General features: G+C 42.3%; 11 protein-coding genes and 1 pseudogene. All 12 read right to left on the bottom strand.

Translation table 11 applies throughout. The annotated features are described in order from the left end of the window. Window positions 1-206: 206 nt before the first annotated feature. Window positions 207-2,642, bottom strand: a complete 2,436-nt coding sequence (locus AC6H3C_RS03380; protein WP_497519239.1) for a glycoside hydrolase family 2 TIM barrel-domain containing protein — start codon at window positions 2,640-2,642, stop codon at window positions 207-209. Window positions 2,643-2,724: 82 nt separating this feature from the next. Then, window positions 2,725-5,487 (bottom strand): glycoside hydrolase family 2 TIM barrel-domain containing protein, encoded by a 2,763-nt coding sequence (locus AC6H3C_RS03375; RefSeq protein WP_497519237.1) that lies wholly within the window; start codon window positions 5,485-5,487, stop codon window positions 2,725-2,727. A gap of 34 nt (window positions 5,488-5,521) precedes the next feature. Continuing rightward, window positions 5,522-7,177 (bottom strand): glycoside hydrolase family 31 protein, encoded by a 1,656-nt coding sequence (locus AC6H3C_RS03370; RefSeq protein ID WP_497519236.1) that lies wholly within the window; start codon window positions 7,175-7,177, stop codon window positions 5,522-5,524. Window positions 7,178-7,229: 52 nt separating this feature from the next. Continuing rightward, window positions 7,230-9,452, bottom strand: coding sequence for a glycosyl hydrolase family 28-related protein (locus tag AC6H3C_RS03365; RefSeq protein WP_497519235.1), 2,223 nt, complete (start codon window positions 9,450-9,452; stop codon window positions 7,230-7,232). A gap of 193 nt (window positions 9,453-9,645) precedes the next feature. Continuing rightward, window positions 9,646-13,182: a glycosyl hydrolase gene (locus AC6H3C_RS03360; protein ID WP_497519234.1), complete on the bottom strand. Its 3,537-nt coding sequence runs from the start codon at window positions 13,180-13,182 to the stop codon at window positions 9,646-9,648. Window positions 13,183-13,220: 38 nt separating this feature from the next. Next, complete coding sequence (locus tag AC6H3C_RS03355; RefSeq protein WP_497519232.1) at window positions 13,221-14,258, bottom strand: hypothetical protein; 1,038 nt, start codon at window positions 14,256-14,258, stop codon at window positions 13,221-13,223. Window positions 14,259-15,441: 1,183 nt separating this feature from the next. After that, the gene (locus tag AC6H3C_RS03350) at window positions 15,442-16,650 is read right to left on the bottom strand and encodes a FecR family protein (protein WP_497519231.1); all 1,209 of its coding nucleotides are present in this window, start codon (window positions 16,648-16,650) and stop codon (window positions 15,442-15,444) included. 254 nt (window positions 16,651-16,904) lie between these two features. Then, complete coding sequence (locus AC6H3C_RS03345; RefSeq protein WP_497519230.1) at window positions 16,905-17,480, bottom strand: RNA polymerase sigma factor; 576 nt, start codon at window positions 17,478-17,480, stop codon at window positions 16,905-16,907. Window positions 17,481-17,862: 382 nt separating this feature from the next. Then, window positions 17,863-18,147 carry a GH36 C-terminal domain-containing protein gene (locus AC6H3C_RS03340; RefSeq protein ID WP_497521244.1) on the bottom strand — a complete coding sequence of 95 codons (285 nt, stop codon included), beginning with the start codon at window positions 18,145-18,147 and terminating at the stop codon, window positions 17,863-17,865. Between the two features lie 54 nt (window positions 18,148-18,201). Next, a pseudogene (locus AC6H3C_RS03335) lies at window positions 18,202-18,456 on the bottom strand (alpha-galactosidase); the annotation flags it as partial. A gap of 904 nt (window positions 18,457-19,360) precedes the next feature. Beyond that, window positions 19,361-21,307 carry a sulfatase family protein gene (locus tag AC6H3C_RS03330; RefSeq protein WP_497519229.1) on the bottom strand — a complete coding sequence of 649 codons (1,947 nt, stop codon included), beginning with the start codon at window positions 21,305-21,307 and terminating at the stop codon, window positions 19,361-19,363. Between the two features lie 9 nt (window positions 21,308-21,316). Further along, window positions 21,317-22,837: a sulfatase family protein gene (locus AC6H3C_RS03325; RefSeq protein ID WP_497519228.1), complete on the bottom strand. Its 1,521-nt coding sequence runs from the start codon at window positions 22,835-22,837 to the stop codon at window positions 21,317-21,319. Between the last annotated feature and the right edge of the window lie 17 nt (window positions 22,838-22,854).

The following is a 22,854-nucleotide window of genomic DNA, read 5'->3' as shown; positions in this document are numbered from 1 at the left end:
CATCATATAGACAGTAAATGCAAAGAAAATATCCAGTTCTATCGTCATTGTCAAAAGGCTTATTGGGGGGATAAATGGAGGCTCTAATCTCCCGGGGTTCTGCCTGGAGTGAACTTTCAAGTGTTAATTTAAAATTCTGTTGACCTTTTGGATAACCTCCTCAGTTAATTTTTAATTAATTGCTCATTAAAACATGTGATTTAATGTTAATTCGATACTGATATCTCAATATTAGCTGGGGAGAGTGCATTCGCCTTCGCGATAATTTTTATAGTTCCCCCTTCTCTTCCCGCACGTACCACCAACAAACATTTACCCTTAACGGTAGAACGGGTGTTTGACTGAAACAACTCGTTGCTGTTCACATCGCTACTGGAAACACCAGCCAGCGTGCCTGCACCGCTGACTTCAAATTCAACCAACCTGTCAGCGGTTGGAACAACTACGCCCTTTTTATCTATAATCTTAACTTTGATATACGAAAGATCCAAACCGTCGGCGCTGATCTCACTCCGGTCTGGTTCCAGAACAATTCGCGCAGGGGCGCCCGATGTTTTAATCGTATGTTCGGCGACAACTACACCGTTTCTGTAGGCAACTGCTTTTAACTCCCCTTCTTCATATGGAACATCCCAGTCCATCATTTTCTTATTGCAATCAACGAGCCTTTTCTTTCCCAAAGATTTACTATTGAGAAATAACTCAACTTCTTCACAATTGGTAAAAGTCGAAATCTTGACTGTTTTGTGCTTTTGCCAGTTCCAATGATCTGACATCGGATACCAACTCCATCGCTTGTCACGATATTGCTCGTCCCAAGCTTTTAATAAAGCTGCATCCTGTTCATATACCATGATATGTACCATTGGCTCAGAATCGAAAAAACTCTGAAACATATATCCGATGGGTGTCTTTTCTTCCCCTAAATCAAAGAAAGCCCTATCCCAGCCCTTAGCGGGCCAAGGCGATTCACCAAGATAAGCATATGCCGACCAATAATAGGCCCCGATAACATAACTTGTATCCATTTCGAACCAAGGTATTTCTCGATTCTTATGTCCCAAATTTGTCCCGATTTCACTCCCAATAAACATCATTTGAGGATAGTTCTCATGATCAATCCCAAACATATTTTCAGTGTAATTCCAACTAACAACATCCATGTGAAATGCCATTGGAGGTGGTGTCTTTTTTAAAAATTCCTCGTGAGTCCCCTGAAATTTCCATTCTCTGAATCCCGTTTCGCGCAAAGGGAACAAAGCACAAGTAACTTTTCGGGAAGGGTCGAGCTGATGAGTGTGCGATACCAAGTCTTTGAGTACTTTTACTCCAAAGTCGGATGCATCCTCCGGCCGTTCAAATTTCTGATCCCAAACACCCAATTGCTTTAATACTTCATTTCCAACACTCCAGATATAGACAGAGGGATGATTACGATCTCTACGTATAAATCGGGTTAAGTCCTGCTTATATACTTCCGAGAATGCTACCTCTCCTCCATAATACTGAGAGGTCCATTTATCGTAAACTTCATCGATCACCAGTATTCCCATTTTATCACATAAATCAAGCAAAACAGGTGCCTGTGGATTATGGCTCAATCTGACTGAATTACAGCCCATATCCAACAATTCCTGCAAATGTTTCTCGTATCCTCGTTTAAAGGCTGCAGACCCCAGACATAATAGATCATGGTGGATATCTCCTCCTTTGGCGAATATCTTTCTCCCATTTAAAAGAAGTCCTTGATCCGGTGTCATGAGGATTTCCCGAATTCCAAAGGTTGTTTTATACTCATCACAAACCGTTTCTCCATCGAGAACCTTTGAAACAAGTGTATACATGTTTGGTTTTCTCAAATCCCAAAGTTGAGGATTGGGAACCTCAATTTCCTGAGGATATTTATAAAGTTCACCCGGATCTATTTCCGCAATCGATTTAAAAGAACTTACTAGTTTTCCTTGAGGATCAACTATCTCTGATATTAAGGTAATCTTTGATAAGTAACTCGATTGATTTACAACTTCTGTTTGTACTGAAACAATTGCCTTATCGGGCTTAATAATAGGAGTAGTTACATAGGTTCCATCTTTAGGAACATGAACTGGATTTACAAATTTAAGCCAAACGTGGCGATAGATTCCTTCACCAGTATACCATCGGGAAGTTTCTTTCTCCCTATTGTCAAAATGTACCGCGATCAAATTTTCCTGACCGAATTTTATAAACCGAGTTATATCCAGCTCAAAACCAAGATATCCATTCGAATTTTGTCCGACAAATTTGCCATTACACCACACTCGCGCATCCCGGTAAACACCTTCGAATTCTATATAAACTTTTTTACCTTTAAAGCTTTCATTAACTGCGAAAGTTTTTCTATACCATCCCTGTCCTCGCGGTCTCCAACCGTTTCCAGCATCCGAATTGTTACGATCAAAATCCCCTGAGATGCCAGCATCGTGGGGCAATTGAACAATTTGCCAGTCAGAATCATCAAATCCAATAACATGATCGAATTGATCATCATTACTCTGGTAACGCCAGTCGAAGTTCAGTAGCTCAACTTTTCGGGATTCTTGAGCATTTAAACTGAAACTAAAACAAATCAATAAAAATACAAAATACATCTTATTACTCATAATAAACAATACTTTAACGTGCTTGGTATCTTTTGTATCAAATCAGAAAAAATCAGGGATAGCCCCTTCGTTTAACCACAATTTAAAATAAAAAGGTTAGTCTCATTATTAGCTTTCCACCATGAATACGCGAACTCCGAAAATAATAAGGGATAGACTGTGGCCCTGTTTCCTGCGCTTCTTTCATTTTAGTGCCTATTCCACTAATTGCATGTAAAAACGAAATACCCCCTGATGGATACACCATTGCTGTTTTCGCCGGAATTTTGGGCTCATCCGGAGTTAGCATTCGTAGATAAATGTCATTACTCTTTACGAAGACAGTGAAACCTGGCACACCTTTTCCCTGGATTTTTGCCCAATAAATATTGGAATGATATCCTTTAAATTCAGGGTATTCATAACCAGATTCACCTGTAATTGAATTGTTGTATGCTTTTTCCCATAATCCAAACGAAACACCTTTCATCCGGTTCTTATAGACTCTGTATGGTCCGTCACCCAACCATTTCATTCCTGCAACTTGCTTTTCCGAGAATTGAAAAGTGATGCCTGCAAATTGACAATTATTTGTTGGTTCATATACTACATCCAAATGAACAAACCCACTTGAATCAATTGTCCACTTTATTGAATCGCCATTCTCAAAAAGCACATCTATTTCAATATTCCCTGACTGCCCAACATGATGGGTTACATTCTTCACTGTTCTCTCGCTACTAACGAAAACAGGACCGTTGGAAAGAGGAATTGAATTAGTATCCTTTTGAATCCGTAAAATTGTCCCGTTCGTCTTATCAAAATCTATTTTAAGAGCTCCTATTTCCACTTTTAGCTCGCTCCCGGTTTCTGTCAGTTGTGGTTTTCCTGTTTGTTTCTCAGAAAGGATCTCCTTAGCTTTGGTTTCTGCGGTTTTCACTGGCCAGCTCCACGTGTTAATATGACGACCACTTCTATCAATAGCGTCAATTCGAAGGGCATCATACGTCTGCCAATTTGGAGGCAAACTCACGGTCAAAGATCCTTTTTGGCCAGGCTCCAAATTAATTTCAATATGCTCCGTTTTCTCGACTTTCTCCTCCACACGTTGATTCGGGTTTGAGAAATTCATCCAATTAGCAACAAAGGCACATTGATCAAGATTGGTGAACAGATACCTGTTTTCAATTCGAAATTTCCCATTAAATTCAGAGGTGATGTACCGCTTCTCAAAGTAAATCGGCGCCCAGACTTCTTTTATCGTAAAAAAACTTCCTTCTTTTTCTTTATAGGGGCCAAAAATTCCATCAGGAGCATGGTTGCCATCAGTGTCTAATTCACCGTTCCGATCTGTCCGTGCAACAGCTTCATCGGCAAAAGCCCAAAGAAATCCACCGGCACACAAGGGATCGTTCCACATTCTAAACCAGAAATCATCCAATCCTGCCCCAAGGCCACCATCATATAGTCCGTGCAAAAATTCCGTTGGAAAAAATATTTTGCGTTTGCTAAATCCGTCACTGGCCAAATATCCATAATCGATGTAATGAAGGGTATTAATCCGGTCATAATCTTGCCAAGGATGCAAAACTGCCCGCCGCTGAATATCTAGCTCTGAAAAATATGTATTAAGATTATTGTTTTCTCCTCCTTCGTTACCATTATCCCATAAAATAATGGATGGATGATTCACGTCGCGGGTAATCATTTCGTACAGCAACTTTCGACCGACGGTATCATCCAATGAGGGTTTTTGCCATGATGCGAGCTCGTCCAATACAAACATCCCTAAAGAATCGCATACATCCAGAAAGTGTTGATCCGGTGGATAATGGGACATGCGCACCGCATTCATATTCATTTCTTTCATTAGATTTACATCTGTTATACTTAACCCTTTTGACGACGTTCGACCATAAAGCGGATGGAATGTATGACGATTGACCCCTTTCATTTTAATCCGGATCCCATTTACATAAATTCCATCGCTTTCTCGAACTTCAACCGTACGAAATCCGATTCGTTCATCATGCTGATGGATGACAATCCCATTTTTATCTAACAAATTAAAAGTGACGTTGTATAAATTCGGAAATTCAGGCGACCAGATCCTAGGGTTGTCCATCCGTCCTTCAATCCGAATGCTATCCGAATCAATCTTTTTCTCGAATGAAGTCTGTTCGTTGCCATCCAAAGACTGAACAACAACCTTTAAAACATTAGCTTTTAGATGATTCGAGATATATACATCTGCTCGGAAGTCTCCACTGGATCGAGCGTCAATAGCCACCCTTTGTATATTTGTTTTTGGTTTTACCTCAAGGTACACTGGGCGAAATATGCCCCCGAACACCCAGTAATCAGCGTATCTTTCGGCCATATTTACGGATGGGTTATCGGAATGCTTTTTAACAAATACTTCTAGCAGGTTCTTTGCTCCTGGTCTTAACAGGTTTGTTACATCATATCTAAATTGATAAAAAGCTCCTTGATGGATAGGGCCGGCAAGTTTACCATTTATCTTTACTTCAGCATCGGTCATGACTCCATCAAAAATAAGGTCAACCTCTTTACTCGACCATTCTCGAAGTACTTCAAACCTATACTGGTATTTACCTGTTTCATTTAATCGGTTCTCGAACTTATCAAGTCCATAGTTATAACTACCAAACCCTTGCTGCTCCCAACAAGATGGAACTGCAATAGTTGTCCACTTTCCACTATTCATTCCTGCCGAACAATAGAAATCCCAGTTCACTGTATTTTCCGCCCCTGTGCCGGTCAAGTAAATAGTCTCTGTCTTTTGAGCAACAAGGATCGAGGGAAATACCAATACTAACGACAAACAAATACTTATAAGTTTCACATTAACAATATTTTGCGCTTCAATAATTCATTTTCTATTTGATCATTTTGAAATAGGGTACTCGGTCAATAGGTACTTCTACTGTAATCGTTTTTCCCCCCTTGTATTTGTTCCCCAAATCATCGGCCCAAGTTCCCCGAGGCAGGACCACTTCCCGTTTAAGACGGCCACTTTCGACCATTGGGGCAACGAGAATATTCTCACCCAACATAAACTGGTCCTTAATTTCAGAAAAACCTTGATGAGGGAAGTTATATTCCATTGGCCGAACGATTGGCTCTCCTGTCTCCGAAGATCTCTTAGCCAATTCCAGAATTAACTCGCTAAACCGGACATGAAGGTTTGCCGCTTTTCTAGCTGCATCAAGATGTTCTGCATCAAGTATTCTCCAAGGAGCAACGGAAAACTGCATCATTGGCATCAATGCATGTACCTGCGCAGATCGAATAATCAGATCCTGATCAATTTCAGGATTATCGGCAAAACCTCCGGCTTCTCCCCCTCCTATTAAATCAGGGCACCCATAAGCATATCCCATCATACTTAATGCCATCATATCAGGTATTAACTGTCGAACTGCACTCCAAGAATAGGCCTTATCCCGCAAGCGTTGAACCAAAGGTTGTCCTGCCATTTTCCAGCATGCGCGATATTCATTGAACGCAAAGTCAAGACCGACCTTTGCATAGAGTTCAGAATGTACGTTAGCATTTAATGTCTGAAAGGATTCTACGTTAACGTAATTCCTTGCGTCTCCTGCATCAAGTTTGAATCCGTCAATCCCATATTCAGTTTGTAGCCAATGTAACCTATCTTTAAACCACTCCATTGCGCCAGGATTTGACAAATCGAGCACCGCCGAATAACCGTTCCACCATTTTGCCATTACAGGCTCATCTGGCCGATCTGACTTCATGATAAGGAACTTCTTTTCCTCCAAATCCCGGAATATTTCGCTATCCGGACTAACAAAAGGACACACCCATAACATTATCTTGAAACCCATTTGGTGCAACTGATCACACATCGCTTTAGGATTGCTAAATTTCTCCGGGTTAAACTCCCAATTTCCATAATCAATCTGCCAGTTGTCATCGACCATCAAAACTCCAATCGGAAAATCATTGTCAATAATGTTCTGTGCATACTTCAAAATATCTTTCTGGTTTTGATTATACACCAGTTCAATCCATGTATTATACTGAGGACGAACAAAAAGTAAGGTGTCGGGAATCTGGCCATTCGTGGGAAAGAACTTTTTCCCTGCATATAAGAATGCATCTTTCATGGTACTTCCAGCTTGCCCTAACTCAATATCACCTAAGCTGGAAACAGCCACTAATTGGTTATTTTCTATTTTAAGAGAAAACGGATCTTCACACCAGATATATCGTCCCATATTACTTACAAAAAATGGCTGTCCCTGGTTTCCTTTCGTATCATTCCTTAAATCAACTTCATGCGGGTTTGTTTTTGAAAAGGGCATTTCCGTACCCTCAACGCTGAATCCTCCCCACCACTTTTCACCCTCAATTAGAGGGCTCTTTATTTCCTGTCCATTTTTAGTTGCTATTTGCCCTTGTGCAGCTACGTTTAAAAACAAGCAAATAATTATTATTGAAAAATGCTGCAATTGGAATCTACAAGAATTTGAGCATTTATTCGATCCTTGAATTTTTGATCTTTTCATGTTTTCAATTTTATTTCAATTTTGTATTATAGTTTAGGAAATTATAGCTACATCACCTCCTGCAGTATCCGTCGCCGAGCCTATAATATGATACACTTTTATCTCCTGCAATAACTCCCCTCTCATCTTTTATTCGGTACCATTTCTCCCCGGATTTGTCTTTTGACCCAAGATAGTTAGAACTTATTATACTCATTGTGATATTTGTACATCCCAATAACTCATAATTAGGTACCGGTGAACCTTCGACATCTTTTAATAAATGTCCACCGTGTCCTGAAATCAAGATATTTGAGCTATCTTCTATTTTCATATATGTACCTGTTTCAATCCCGACCTCATCCATACCACCATAAAGTTCAATGTTTTTCGACTTCTCAATTCTATTGTAACACTTCATCAAACCGTGAATTGAACAATGAGAATAAATAACCAAAGGTTCATGGGTGCCGGTCACCAGAAGATGCACGTATTTATCTTTAAACCGATATTGATCTTTTATAAACGGATCGGAACCACCATCAAAGCCATACCATCTACCGCCGCCATTTTCAGAAATTAAAATAATTGGACCATTGGGAGTATAATCAAATAGGTCGGTGTTTGGGAAAACATTTTTCACAAAAGAATGACGTCCTGCTCTCCAGTCGATCATTGGATAGGCTCCAGCCCAATCTGGTTTTTTAGTGGACGGTTTGATGGAAAACTGAGATAGACCACAGCTGGCATCCTTATCATTAGGTGTTGTAATTACCGCACTTTGGCTTTGAACATTCCATTGGTCAACTTCAGGTTTCAGCACTGAAAGGGAAGTCGAGATACCGAATAAAATCGTCTCTTTTTTCAAGGAAATTGTACCTGTCAATCTGAAAGTGCCTTTAGGTATAAATATCTTTGGGTATTTACTAATTGCATATCTAAACGATTCTGTATCATCTTCCACCCCATCTCCTTTGGCTGCATGAACTCCCAATATAGTCTCATCTGTGATGCAAACAGTATCAGAGTCAAGGCCAAATGGTATCTCGCGCTCTTTTAAATTGTGATAGGACAGAAGTTTTTCAGGGGGATTGGCGCTGTCAAGTTTGATTACTTCGTCAATCTGATTTTTTCCGTTTATCTGGATCACTCCATCTTTGCATGCATAAGCGTACTCTACTACATGGGTCCATTTACTATTTAAGGCTGGAACACTTTTTTTCCCAAAATTCTGAATTATAGTGTCGGCGTTCCTGATGTACGCATCCCTCATATAAACATTTCTTCCCCTATTCCCATTAGAATTGTCTGTATTAATAACAACATTTGATTTCTTCGTAAGTGAAATAGTGCCATCAACAAGACTAAGATGCCCATTAAAGGTCTGACCAAAAGTGTCGTTAATCTCTATTGCAGGGCCACTCTCCTTTTCAATCTTAAACCCGGTGATTGTTAAGGGCCAAAAAAGGTCATTTCGGATTGACGCAGTTTCCTGTCCAATTAACGTTAAGCCGTTGATCGCTCCCGATTGACCCTTTTGTGCCCAAATTCCATATCTCCCACCGAACACTTCAATATTAGACATATAACCAGCATTACCAATCACATCCTTTATGCCTGCAAAGGCTCCATGGGCGTTGACTGTAATATTTTCGACGAACTGAGCCTGGGCACCCCAACAATTAAAACCTATGGCTCCGGGATTGCCCTTCCCACAATCTATCCGAATAGATGACACCCCACCACTGTCCATCAACCAAGCTCCTACCTCCCCTCTTTCAGGATGATCGACCCAGATTTTCAATACAGATTTTGGAGTATCTGGATTCTGAAAAGCGTTGGCATGGTCGGCGAGTTTAATTGTCGGGCGGTTTGCCGGATCCCCTAAAATCACGTACCCCTTTCTCGGCCTGAAATTCAGGCCTTCAGGGAATAGCTCCACTCGACAATCCAGAGTTTCGGAGACGAGATAAGTTCCACCTGGAATATATAGAGCCAATTTGTATTGATATATATCCTGAAGTGCCCTTTTAAAGCCTTTCGAATCATCTGTTATTCCGTCACCTTTAGTATAATGTCTGGCATTCAAAATCCCCAATTTAAGAAGCGGGTCATCCACTAGGTCATTTTCAATAATATAAGGAGGTAGCTCATCGGATTGAGATCTACCCGTCAATTTTTCGAATTCGCCGATATTACCTATTGCAGATCCTGTTATCGCAATACCAGAAAACAACAGACTACTCCTGCTTATGAACCTTCTGCGGGACATAATATTTTTTTCTACATTTCTCATGCTACTCAATTTCTATAATTTTGAAATTTTCTCTAAAAAAAATTAGCTATCATCTCTATTCTTAAGTTTAATCCAAATAAGAAGATATACAAACCTGTTCACATAAAGTCACAAACTGCGTGTTTATTTTCTATTACAGCAGTACCCAATCTATAATAAAAAACACTCTTCTCTCCAGTGATACTATTTAAGTTCAAAGCGCCACCAGCACCATCGGGTGCTCACTGAAGATCTTGATCGGCTCACTTATGCCAGCGGGAAACAGCTCGGCATCTTTGGAGATCGCCGGAACTGGGTCGCGCTTGATGATCATGGGGGAGGTGGTCCAGAGATCCTTGTCGCCGCGCGATTTCACCTTGTCGCCGATGAGCCGGTTCCGCCACGGGTTGGTCACCATGATCGTCAGGTCGTTGACGCCCGCTTTGACGCAGTCGGTGATGTCGACCTTCTCCGTCGGATCCCAGATGGTCGCGACAGAGCGTCCATTCACATCAATGGCGGCGGTCGAACCGAACTGCTCCAGTTGCAGGGAAACGGTCCTGGCTTCGTCCACAAAGGCCGGCGGCAGGGTGACACTCATCCGATAGGTGGCATCGCCAGAGTAGTATCTGACCAATGGATTGGAGGACTCCGTGAACGAGATGAACTTGCCCAGCGGCTGCGCGCCCAACTCCGGTTCGTTGGCAAATGTGATCGTGCCTTCGGCCTCGGAAAGCGTCATCACCTCGGCAGGCTTCATCGCAACCGCGCAGGTCTTTCCGGCGTCCGAGAGGAAAATGTAGTCTCCACTTCGACCGCCCTGGATCGTCACCCGGCCATCCGCCTCAAAACGGGCGAACGGTAATGCCGTCACGCTCGATTCGTCGGCGGCCGGAAAGAGCAGCGTCCCGTCCCGCGATTTTACGGTCGTAAAATGCGACCGTGGCGCCTCGTCGGTGAAGACAATGAACACGGATTGTTTCGCGCGCAGCGTGAGCGGAAGTGCGGTGTATTGCCCGTCCCGGGAATAGACCGCCAGAGAATGGATTTTCCCGTCCAGTGGATCCCAGATCGCCGGCGTCTTGCCGCTGACACGAAAGCGCGCCTCAAAAGAAACAGAGGAAACATTGTTGGGGTTGACGAGGTAGTAGATGTCCACACCGTGGTCATGCTTGTGCAGATGCATGAGGGAGTTCGGATCGATGCACTTCACTTCGAAATCGGGCGCGTAGATCTTTTCGATTTCGCTCAGATTCCAGACGACCCGGCCCTTGCCATGGGCGTGAGCACGGGCGGAACCACCGGATTCCGCCCCCCACACGCGGTCCGCGATCGCGCGCAACTCGGCGTTGTTGACGTCAAAGTCCTTGAGGGACAGCGTGACCTTCGGTTTGGGGGCAAAGACCACCGCGCCGTCCTTCACCAAGGCCTCCACCTTTCTCGCCGTTTCGATGTTCAGCGCCGTGTCGCGAACCACCAAGTATTGGAACGGATGTTTGCCATCGAGCAGGATCTCCCCGTCGTGCACCGTCAGTCTTTCGAGGAACACCTCGGCGTTGCAGTAGTTGAATTTCGCATTCGGGGGCAGCACCTGCGCGAGCTCCTCCGCCTGATACTCCACCGAAGGCATCCGGTCACCCAGATACACCAGCACGTCCGACCTGCGGGTGCCCCGTTGCAGGAGGTATTGGACCCGCGCCTGCTGATCGAAGAAGCTCCGGCCGTGGGCGAACCAGGTGTTGTGTCGGTTGAAGGTCTGCCCGTAGATCCCGAGCGTGAGTCCCGGCTTCTTCTCGATCGGCTGGTGCGTGTAGCTGTGCAGGAACATCGCGTTGACCCCGCTGGTGAACGCGCAATCACCAAAGAGCTTCAGGTCGATCGGCGAGTCGCTGTAGATCGCCACGCTGGTGTAGGCCTCCGCCGCCACGAGCAGTTTGTCGTAGAGCAACGCGCTGTGCTCCGGTCCGACCGAGTTCAGCTTGCTGCGCGGGGCCGTCCGGGTGGGCCAATGGTGCCCGTTGATGTCCGCCCAGAACTCCGTCATCGGCACATCGCAATATTTGTAGGTCTTCAGGACGTCGACCGGCGGGGTGACGCCCGTGCCATAAATCCCCTCCGAGTAGAGCTGCATCCCCTGCTCGTGACAGAGGTCGGCCAGATGCTTGAAATAATAGTCCATGATCAGGTCGCTGGTGGTCATCCTGAAGTCGTGCAGAAACGCCTCCGTGGACCGCGTGCTTTCGATGACTTCGCCGCACAGCACGGGAATCCAGGGAATGATGCTATAGCCGCGGCGCCGCTCGAACTCGCGGGGGAAATTTGCCGTCCAATTCTGTGCGTGGCATTCCCAGCTATCGACGAGAAAATACTTGAACGTGGTTCCCTTGTATGACCCGGCCAGGTCGATCAGCTTTTGCGGGTAGCTGCGAAAGTGAAGGTCGAGCGCGGTGGGATCCATCTTGTCGCATTCGAGGCCGACCCCCTGCGGCGAGGCGGGATGGTTGCGAAAGCCGGTGGTGGTGTAGCCGAAGCGGACCACCGTCCAGTCACCCGGTGGAGCATCCCAGCGCAAGGTTCCGTCGGCATCCATTTGCCCCGTCAGATTGATCACGTCCGCGGGACTGAGGATGACGCTGCCGGCCGGCGGCTCCGGATCGATGGCCCAGAAATTATCGACTTTCAGCGGCCGGGAGGAAACCGACTTCACGATGAACTGGGCCACGCCTTCCTCGAACGTGTTGCGTTCGCCGTGACGCAGGAGGGCCATTTCCCCGATGCTCACATCCTTGTCGACGATCAGGCGGAACGTCTTGGCCGTCGTGAGGGGAAACGCCAGCTTAACCAGCTCGTTTTGCTGCTTGAGCACGAGCTCGGCCACAGGCCGGAAATGTTCGCCGTCATCCGACGCTTCGATCGCAATCTTCAGCGGCACGGTGTTCAACCAGCGCATGTCATAAAGCGCGACATTCAGTTCGTCGGCCGTGAAGGCCTGCGCGAATCGAATCCATATCGGATCCTGGCTCTTCAGCGGCACGGTGCTGAAGGGATTGCCATCTGTGATGGCCTCCGTCTTGCCCTTCTTCGCGTAGGTGACGGCGGGGTTCGCCCGGACGAAGGAGTTAGCCTTGCCCGACAGATACGCCACCACGCAGGCATCCTGATAGTAGTCTTGGATCCCGATTGGCCGCTTCAGCGTAACGGTCCGCGCTCCGCCGCCCTCGATGTAGGTCTTGCGCCAGACGGTCTGTTTCATCGACTTCTCCGGCGTGATCCAAGGACCGCCGCTCTCGCTCCAGCCGTCGCAGTTGGCCGTGCCGATGGTCATTCCGAGGCGGTTGGCCTCGGCCAGGGCAAACTTGAACATGTCAAACCACTCCGGGGAGCCAAAGTGAACCTTGGGGCAGTCCACCTCGCCGATGTCCCCCCGGTGGACATTCAGGATCGTCGAGCCGTTGATGCCCTGCAGCTTCATGGCCTCGAGGTCTTTGGTGATCCCCTCTTTGGTGATGTTGCCGTTCATCCAGTGCCACCAGACGGACACCTGGTTTTGCACGGGCGGCCGCGCAAAGTTGGCGGAGCTGAGCGGAATTTGCCCGTGAACCTTGCCGCTCTGTTCATAATGCCTTGGTTGGAAGGTGACCATGTCGGCCAGCGACAGACCCACGACCGACAGACCGGAGATCATCAGAACGCTCCAAGCCAGAAACTGCCTGTGCGAAACTTTTGAAAATTCTTTTTTAAAATAGCTCATTCTTCTTCGTATCCTTAATTTTATTTGGTTACCCTTTTTCACTTTAATAATCCTGAAGGTATCGCTGGATTCAAACCTCCTTCAACCCCCTTGGGAAAATCCCGATCACGAATCATTTCCAGAACTTGCTTATCGAAAGGGGGTCTATTCATGTCCCAAAACATATAGTTTAGCTTGAGATAGTTTCGTCCGAAATCATAGATCTCACGCACGTCTATCTCTTGGCCTTTGGGGCTGTAGTTTCCGTGTTGGATTGCAGTCCCCAGCGGTACTATCCCAGAAAGCTTAGAGTAGAAATGATAGGCCACTTTCCGAAGGGCTTCATGCCGGGGAAGGAGATCTGGTCCGCCAACTCCAACACTAATTTCCTCAGCGTATGACATCAACTCATCAACAGAAGTCCAGTTGATGTATTGTATTGCTACCGTATGATGAAAGGCATCCTTCAGAGCCCTCATGTATGATTTAATTACACCAGTATAGACCTTTAGATCAAATCGCTCGATATTTGCAGGTAGGGATTTGTTAAATTTCACTTCATAATCCATTTTCAGCTTCCGTTCAAACCCTTTAGGTGGCCCAGGTACACATTCCGGCAAGTTAATCGCTTCGACGTTCGGGTTTTCATCAAACTCTTTCGCTAATTCATATATCAGCGCTTTCACCCGGTTTTGAACTTTAGGATTCCAGTGTACCGGATCGAAAGCACCTTTATCTGTTTCGTAAACACCTCCGCCATATTCTGGGCCGGATATATAGTCTGGAACTCTTTTCATTCCCGGTTTGAACGATTTAAACTGAACCTGAATAACCAACATCTTATTGAGTTTCTCAAGTGCGTTGATGTCGGAACGGATTGATGAAAAATCGTATTTCCCCTGCTCCGGTTCGAGTTCATTCCATGGATATACAATTTGAACTCCCCGAAACTCAGGATAAATATCCTTTGAACTGATTTTCCCGGCTTTCATTGAAAGTTGATATAGACCAGGATGCCATTTAAATTCGGTATCTTGGGAAAAACTAGCATTTATTGCAAAAAACAAAATCCCAAATACCATAATTATTCTTTTCATTTTATTACCAATTAAAACATTTGAATATTAAAAGTTCGTCTATTTAACTGAATTTGAACCAAAAAAATAATTGAGAGAAGGTAGAATTATTTTCCACAACTTTATTTCACATCCATTTGTAATAAAATAATCCAGATCAAGCTATTTGTAAATAATTCTAAAGAATAGATCAAATAAAGAAGTATATAAACCAATTTAATTGTCCTAATTCAGATTAAACACCGCTTGATGCTTACTACAATCTGAACCTAACCACCGTTAATTAACCGCGCTAAAGACTTGCCATATCAGGAACATTCATTTCCTGTAGCAGATCGTTGGTAGCTCGGGAAATGTCACCAACAGTATCTTCGATTTTTGATGGACTGAACCTTCAATTACGTTCCAATCAATACAAACTATAGTCTACCTTAAAACTATTTTGAAATTGGTTTGTTTGCCTGCCACACCTCTTCTGAAGAACAACCAACGAATTAAAAATACAAGCACCTACGCATCTACAGAAACTTCTAATATAATTATCGTCAATATCTGCAATCATACCTTTGGTTGAACCTAAAGACTAATTGTCGCACCAGGATTGGTTCTCCGGTTGCATCCATCACTTTCCGGGACAATGTCTATAGTAACCTATTTCGGCTGTTCGGAGTTTACTTCAATCCTCCTCGGGACTCGAGCCGGGATACTTCGGTCGGTGGCAGAATTATCTGCTTCTTTAATATCTCATAGTGTATCCCGGAATCTTTGAACAACTGCCTCTACAGATGCTTCAATTGCCTGATCTTCAGTCGCTAAATCCATTCATCTCTTACGATCTACCACTTTATATTTATAGAAAAACACAAATCCGCCGTTTTCTTATATCCTATAAACCGCCTCCAAGACAAGACACCTCTTCTATTTCGAGGGTCAATTTTAATGATTGAGAATAAATTGATACTCACATAGTCATCATCATTAACAACAAATCTTCTAGTTCCTTTATTAATGATGACCTTTTAATGTATCTAAAGTAGATACTCCGTCGCGGTTGTTATTGTTTTTTTCATAAATTTGTCCTGATTAAATTAGCAACTCAATTTGATCTTTTCCTGCCAATGGGTGTTGGCTCACCCATTGGCTTTTTACCTCCAATTCTTCTATTTCATTTTTTAGTTCGTTTTTAGGTTGTAAATTAACACTATTAGTTTACTAGTTTATATCTACCATCCTCCGTCTCAATATATTGACCTTCTATCGTCTTAGAGAGATATTCCATCACCTCATTCAAATCCTCTGACAAAACCAACTTTCCTGAAATCAACGTATTAGCAAGTCGATCACCCTCAACCTGAATGGGAATATTATAGTATCTTTTAATATATCGAACAACATCGATCAATTTCATATCTTCAAACAAGAAAAGACCATCTTTCCATAAAATAAAATTATCTACATTGACCTTCTTTACTTCTGATGACTCATCTGCTTTTGAATAAAAACAGCCCTCGCCTGGAGTAAGTGTAAATTCACTATTAGCAAACATTCTATTCTTTTGACTGACATTGACCTTTCCCTCAACCAGAACAGTTGATGCCATACTTTCATCATTATATGCAGAAACATTAAATTTTGTACCTAAAACTCTAATGTCGATATGATCCGTTTTGACAAGAAAAGGAACTGCATCATTCCGATGCACTTCAAAGTAGGCTTCCCCTACTAGATACACTTCCCTTGTCTTCCCTGAAAAAAACGCTGGAAAAATAAGCCTGCTCCCTGAATTCAGCCGAACAACCGTCTCATCACTAAGAAATATTGTTTGTTGCTGTCCATATGGTACAACAACCTGATTCAATGAAGATTTATGATTATCTAATTTATTCTCTATCTTCTCTTCGTCTCTTCCTTTAGATGTTATTATTATTCCTTTTTCATCCGAATTATAATCTATGTAAGAATCATTGTTTTCCAATACTCGCTCTGTCCCATCTGAAAGAACTATAACGGACTTGTCACCCCCGGTTACAGCTCTATTTGCTAATTCTTCTAATGGATCTTTTTGATTTTGATAGTATATCAATAAGGAACCAATAGCAAATATAATAAATATAATTGCGGCTTTCCACAGATATGGAACAAGGACTCTTCTCTTGCTGACGTTTCTCTTATGCTCAGAATGCTCCGAAATCTTCTCAAAAATATTATCATAGTCCTTACTATACATTTTTCTTTTTTCCAATAAACAGAGCCGGATAAACTCAAAGGCATACCGTATCGTTTCGCGATCCTCTGGACGTTCCTCCATCAATTCATTTAATAATTCTGAAGGATTTTCACATATCCTTACCCGTCGGACAAATTCTTCATCCCGCATTAACGTCAGAAAATCAATTTTCTTTTTCCTATTCATAGTGAATTAAATATCGACAATAAATGATCTTTTAATGATAATATAGACATTAAATTTAGATTTTTTCAAATCACACTTTGCGTTTCGTAGGGAATGGATCTTCGAATCTGTTACTCCAGAATCAAAAAACATTCAAAAAAATGGCTCAACATCCCCGCCTTTGGCAATTCTGAGTAGTGGCCCATCATCTAATATTTTGGAAAAAATTAACCGATATCAATATGTATTTTTGAAACCTTAGCGTTCAATTGACTTTAAAAAATATGCATAAAAATGAACGCATTTTCCTGCAACGCTTTTTTTAAACTCTTAAGAGTTCGATAAACGAGTGTTCTTGCAGATGCTTTATCTATCGCTAAAATTTCAGCAATTTCATCGTAATTCAATCCTTTGGTATATTTTAAATAGATAATTTCCTTTTGACGATTTGTCATTGTATTCAACGTTGACACTAGCTTGCGTTGAATTTCGTTCCTCTCCTCTGTTTCAATTATTAGTTGCTCTGGATGCTTCTCTTCAAAACTAGAAAATTCAATTGAATGACTTAATATACTTTGTTTCCTATTTTTAGTGCGACACTCCTCATACAACTTGTTTCGTATTGATTTAAAAAGGTAAAGATGAATATTAGAAGTCAATCGAATTGATTTCCTCTTGTCAATCAATTTAACAAAAACATCCTGTATGCAATCCTTTACCAGTTGTTCATCGTTAACAATCTTTAGCCCGTACGTAAATAGCTCATCAGCAAACAAGTGATATATTTTTGTTAAAGCATCACTATTACCTCTTTGAAAGTCTAACCATAACTGTTCATTATTTAGCTTCATAGGAACTATTTTTCAACCCAAATTTAGACATTTCATCAAATAAAAAAGAATCACTCCGGTAAAATGAACTATTTCCCTAAAAAGCTTTTAAGAACTAACTTGAAAGTGATTTGCATACTAATATTCAAAACGGTACAGTACATTTTAGAAACAATCAAAAAAACATTGCTCCATACATCGGTGTAACTAACTGATAGTTAGCAAAAAAACTCATTGAAACCTATCTCGTGAGACAGCCCGAACCCACATAATGCATAAGAAGAGAGCAAAAATATTAGAATCAATTCTCAATATCGATTTGAATCAGATTGTAAATGAATTTGAAATTTGTAACGACCAAAGATTAGATACTTAGGATTACTATCATCATGAAGACTTTTCTTCAAAATCGCGATACAACTTGAAATTGAAAAACTGCACTTTCCTGAGGCATTCTCAAATCGACTTTAAACCCAACATTCATAAGCACACTCCCTGATACTACTTCGTTATTAAAACTAATTGAGCTGTTTTTTCTAGTGCAATTAATTTCCCTAACTAAATACATCGCGTTTTCGTCTAAACCTTTCATTCTCAAAAAATTGCGCTCTTCTCTTCTATGATGGGTCTGACTGTAAACCATCAACACTGACTTTTCTTTATCTTCAGAAACATAACTAATTGCCATATAGCCATCTGAATCATACGGAGACTGTAATCGATATAAATCTCCAAACTGAATAATCGGACGGATGAGTTTATAATTTTCAATGGCTTCTTTCGCAAAAATAATTTCATCATCCTCCAAATCGTCGGGATGTAATTCCAATCCTAACCTGCCGCCAATAGCAACATCAAACCTAAACTTCAGAGAGGATTCCCTGCCGGTTTGATGGTTTGGAGATTTTGTAACATGAGCAGCCGTGGCAATGGGCGGATAAATATAATTTGTTCCCCATTGAATTAACAAACGTTCGTATGGGTCGGTGTTGTCACTAGCCCAGAATTCATGTGATTTTAACGCTCTTTAAATTATAAAGAAAATATTCAACCCCAACGACTATGTTGACCACTTCACCCAAACTTTTGAATCCTAGCACAGCATCAGCTAATAGAAGAATTTTGTCCTTTGTTTTGATATTCATGGTAAAAAGGTCTACATTCAAAAATTCAGACACTTAACGAGAAAGCAAACGACTGACATCCTTCCTCTACACTTTTGAACTCACTGTCTATGTACACCACTTAATATAATTGCCAAGCTAAAAGCGCCCCCAGTTGCGAAGTACGGCATTCAAACCAAGATTAGTATCCAAAATTTCTTACATCTCGAAACCGGTAACAGGACGTTTTAAATATTCAAATGCTCAAAAACGGAGTTGCGATTTCGGATATTAGTTGAATTCCTTAAGCAAATCTTTCCATTGTAATATTTTCACATAAATCTCCCGTAATTATAACTCACACCAAGGTTACGTCCAAAGGGTACAACATTTTAAAGGATCGTCAGCGCTCAGATTTTTCGTTACAGGCCCTAGTAATTTTGTTTGAAAAGAAACGAAAACGCTGCCCCAATATTTTCCAAAACACTACTCGAGTCACTAATCCAGACTCAGGTCTTGACCCAATTCTCTTAAAATGGCTTCATGGTCATTATTTGTGATACGTCAAACCAGTCGTTGCCAGGTATGAAGCCGCTTTTCAATCAATATTTCAAGTACTTTCAAAACTGCTAGGCATTTGGGAACGACTTATTTCGCCTCCAGAAAACACGGGAAAATCATATCTTTACCGTGTCCATAATAATTAATATTGATTAAAGAATGCGATGCAATAGAATTTTATTTACAATTTCGTGTGTACTCCGACTTTCTTCACTTTTATCTTAACGGGAATCAAAATTAATACGATAATTCTCTCCCATCAATAAAATGAAGGATTACCTCTGCGGTTTTAACAACGACATATGGCATTTCATCTTTTGCATTTTTATATTTTGCTATTACTTCTGTTAATACCGGAATAAAAGGCTTCCCCTTCTCGTACATATACTGAATAGTCGATAATGATTGAAATGCCAAGTAAGGATCAGCACCGAGAGCGTTTTCTTCAAGTACCGCTTTGGCTTCCTGTAACCCGAAAAGTTTCCAGGCAATACCAGCCATGATAATCCTGATCGACGGAGAAGAGTCATCTCTCATCGCTGCAAGTATTTCATCCTTTTTGCCTATAACATTGTCGCCCTGTGCATCAAGGCCAACACCAGCCCAATAGCGGACAATAACATCATTATCCCTTAAATATCTGAATTGTGTATCCAGTACAGATGTTCCTTCTCCTACCAATTCAGCAACTTTCAATATTTTAACAAGGTCATAATTCTTTTTGTCCATCCTCATTTCCCAGGGAGTCATAGCCTCCATCTGCCGAACCATCTCACCTTCAGGCATAAACAAGACGTCTCTGATATCCACAACGCGCTTCTCCATCGCTTTTCTAAGTTCCAACAATTTGCGACGATGCCGTTTATCACTAGCAAGGTTATTTATCTCCCACGGATCATTTTCAATATCAAATAAATACTCTACCGGACGAACTGGGTTAATTAGTTCAGCTTGGACCGAATTGAGCAAACCCGCAGCATGATCTCTTCTGATTGCAATGGAAATGTCTGCAACATCTGCATATTTCTGAAACTTTACCATCGGTAACTGAGGGAAAAACACGCGTGTATAAACATATTTCCCGTCCATCACCGAACGGCAAAGATCCGGGCCATCATCAATTCGGTTCCGTGAAGCGTAAACATACTTTTGCGGATTTTTTCGACTATTTCCAAGAAATGGCCTACCTTTCATATACTCAGGAATATTTGCACCTGCCAAACTCAACATAGTTGGAGCTAGGTCTTCAAAACTGATTAATTCAGGAGTCACCCCGCCGATTGGCCAAGGTGAAAGATTCTTGTATTTTTCAGGGAAATAAACGAAAAACGGTACGTGATATCCCAATCCATTTGCAACTGTCTTGCCCTTTGGAATACCCTCGCCATGATCGGCAAAAATAAACACGATCGTGTTTTCAGCAAGCCCCTCCTGCCTCAGTCGCTCAAGTATCTCTCCTATCTCAATATCTGTCCTTTTTATTGAGTTGTGTACCCTCGAAAAGTATTTCCGCATCTCAGGTGTATCGCGGTAAAAAGGGGGTATGGATATATCATTTGGAGATGTTCTATCCTCTTTATCCAATTTATCTAGTATGTTTTCTACGTACCAACTGTAAGAATTGGTCATCGTTCTGGACTGATGACTATCCATCAGATTAAATACTGAAAAAAAAGGTTGGTCGTTTTTTCTATTCCACCAACCTGCAGAATTCGAACTTTCATCCCAAGCTATGTTGACAAAATCTTTTTCATCAGCAATATTATAATCTGTTTTTACATTGTTGGATGTGTAATATCCTAATTGCTTCAAATAATATGGAAAACCTTTAATAAACGGGGGAATAGGATACTTACTACGATGATTACCTGTCCCCACAACCTCGGTGGAACAACCTGTTATAATCGTGCTTCGACTTGGAGCACAAACAGTTGCAGTTGCGTATGCGTTAGTCAGTCTCACCCCTCTCTTAGCGAAATTATCCATTACCGGAGTCTTCACTTCGTCATTTCCATAAACTCCAATAAATTGAGGCGATGTGTCTTCAATTGTTATCCAAAGAATATTTGGCTTTTCAGATTGAATGTCGTCTGAAAATTGTGCGTTGGTTGCGAAAGGGAATATAAACAAAGTCCCCAAAAGCACAAACTGCTTTTTTGGGGAATATAACCGTTCTTTCTTCATTTCAATAAATTAATCTGGTCGTGTATTACTTTTTATGATTTCACTCAGCAACTGCTGCATCTCAGCAACTTTGTCCGGATTCTCCAATGCTATATTATTCTGCTCGAAAACGTCTTCTTTTAGGTTATAAAGTTGCACAGAATCTGCAAGTCCGCTAGCGACATCCTTATTTTTCATCCAATCGGGTGTTGGGTTCTCCTGTGGATTGATGTACTTCCAGTCTCCCTGCCGTACTGATAGTGTAAATGCCTCCTCAAGCATGGTTTTTCTGCCCGTTCTCGTCTTGCCCAACCAAGCATCAAGCAAGTCAAAACTATCCGGAGCCTCGTCCTTTCCAAGTTTCTGATCGACCAAACGGGCTATTGATGCGTACAAGTCAACCTGCGATAGCAATGCATTGCTCACACCTGGCTTTACAACATCCGGCCAATAGACAATAGTCGGCATTCGAGTCCCAGCCTCGAAGGCACTGTATTTTCCTCCCTTAAATGGGCCACCTGGTTGATGACTGCCGAGGAGTTCAGCCGCATTGTCATCATACCCATCATTAAGTACAGGACCGTTGTCACTTGAAAAAATAACAAGTGTATTATCCTCAATTCCAAGTTCTTTCAGAGTGTTCATTACTTGACCAACACACCAGTCCATTTCAGCGATAGCATCACCTCGTCGCCCCATTGTACTTTTACCTACAAATTGTTCGTTTGGCATTCGTGGCACATGAATGTCATGAAGCGCGAAATACAGAAAAAAGGATTGGTTACGATTCTCTTCTATGAATGTTTGGGCTTTCCTTGTCAATAACTCAGAAAAATCCTCATCGATCCACAGCGCGTTTTTGGCGCCCTTCATATAACCTATTCTACTTACACCATTTATGATTGAGCCACTGTGTTGTAAATCGGCTTTCATCTTTAACAATTCCGAGTGTTCAGTCCCAACAGGAAAATCCCCCAAGTCACGTTCGTAATTTACTTCCAGGGGGTCGTCGCTCACTAGCCCAGCGACTCTTCCATTTTCAACAAAAACACATGGAACACGGTCAGGAGTTGCAGGTATTACAAAACTATAATCGAACCCTACTTCCCGCGGACCTGGTGTAATTTCTGTATTCCAGTCGACTTTACCCCTACCCATTCCAAGATGCCATTTGCCCACAACACCAGTTTTGTAGCCAACCCTTTGTAACATGGATGGCAATGTCCCTTTATCCGGATTGATAATCAATGGAGCATCGCCTGGCAGGATTGCAGCATTATTGCGGAAAGCATAGCTTCCAGTGAGTAGTGAAAAACGAGACGGAGTACAAGTAGCTGCAGAGCAATGCGCATCAGTAAAATTGACCCCATTTTTCGCCAAGCGATCTGTATTTGGAGTTTGAACGCCGATAGCCCCATTGACGCCAATATCTCCGTACCCCAGATCGTCAACGTAAATAATCAATATATTTGGTTTTTCCATCAGAGGTTCCCTTTCGTTGCATGCCGTCAAAACAGCAAGCGCAATCGAGGGGATTATCATTTTCTTCATAAGCCAATATTTTTGTT

Source organism: Gaoshiqia sp. US2 (genome assembly GCF_059705485.1).
Note: the sequence above shows the minus strand (reverse complement) of the source record. Positions and strands in the feature narration are given on the sequence as shown.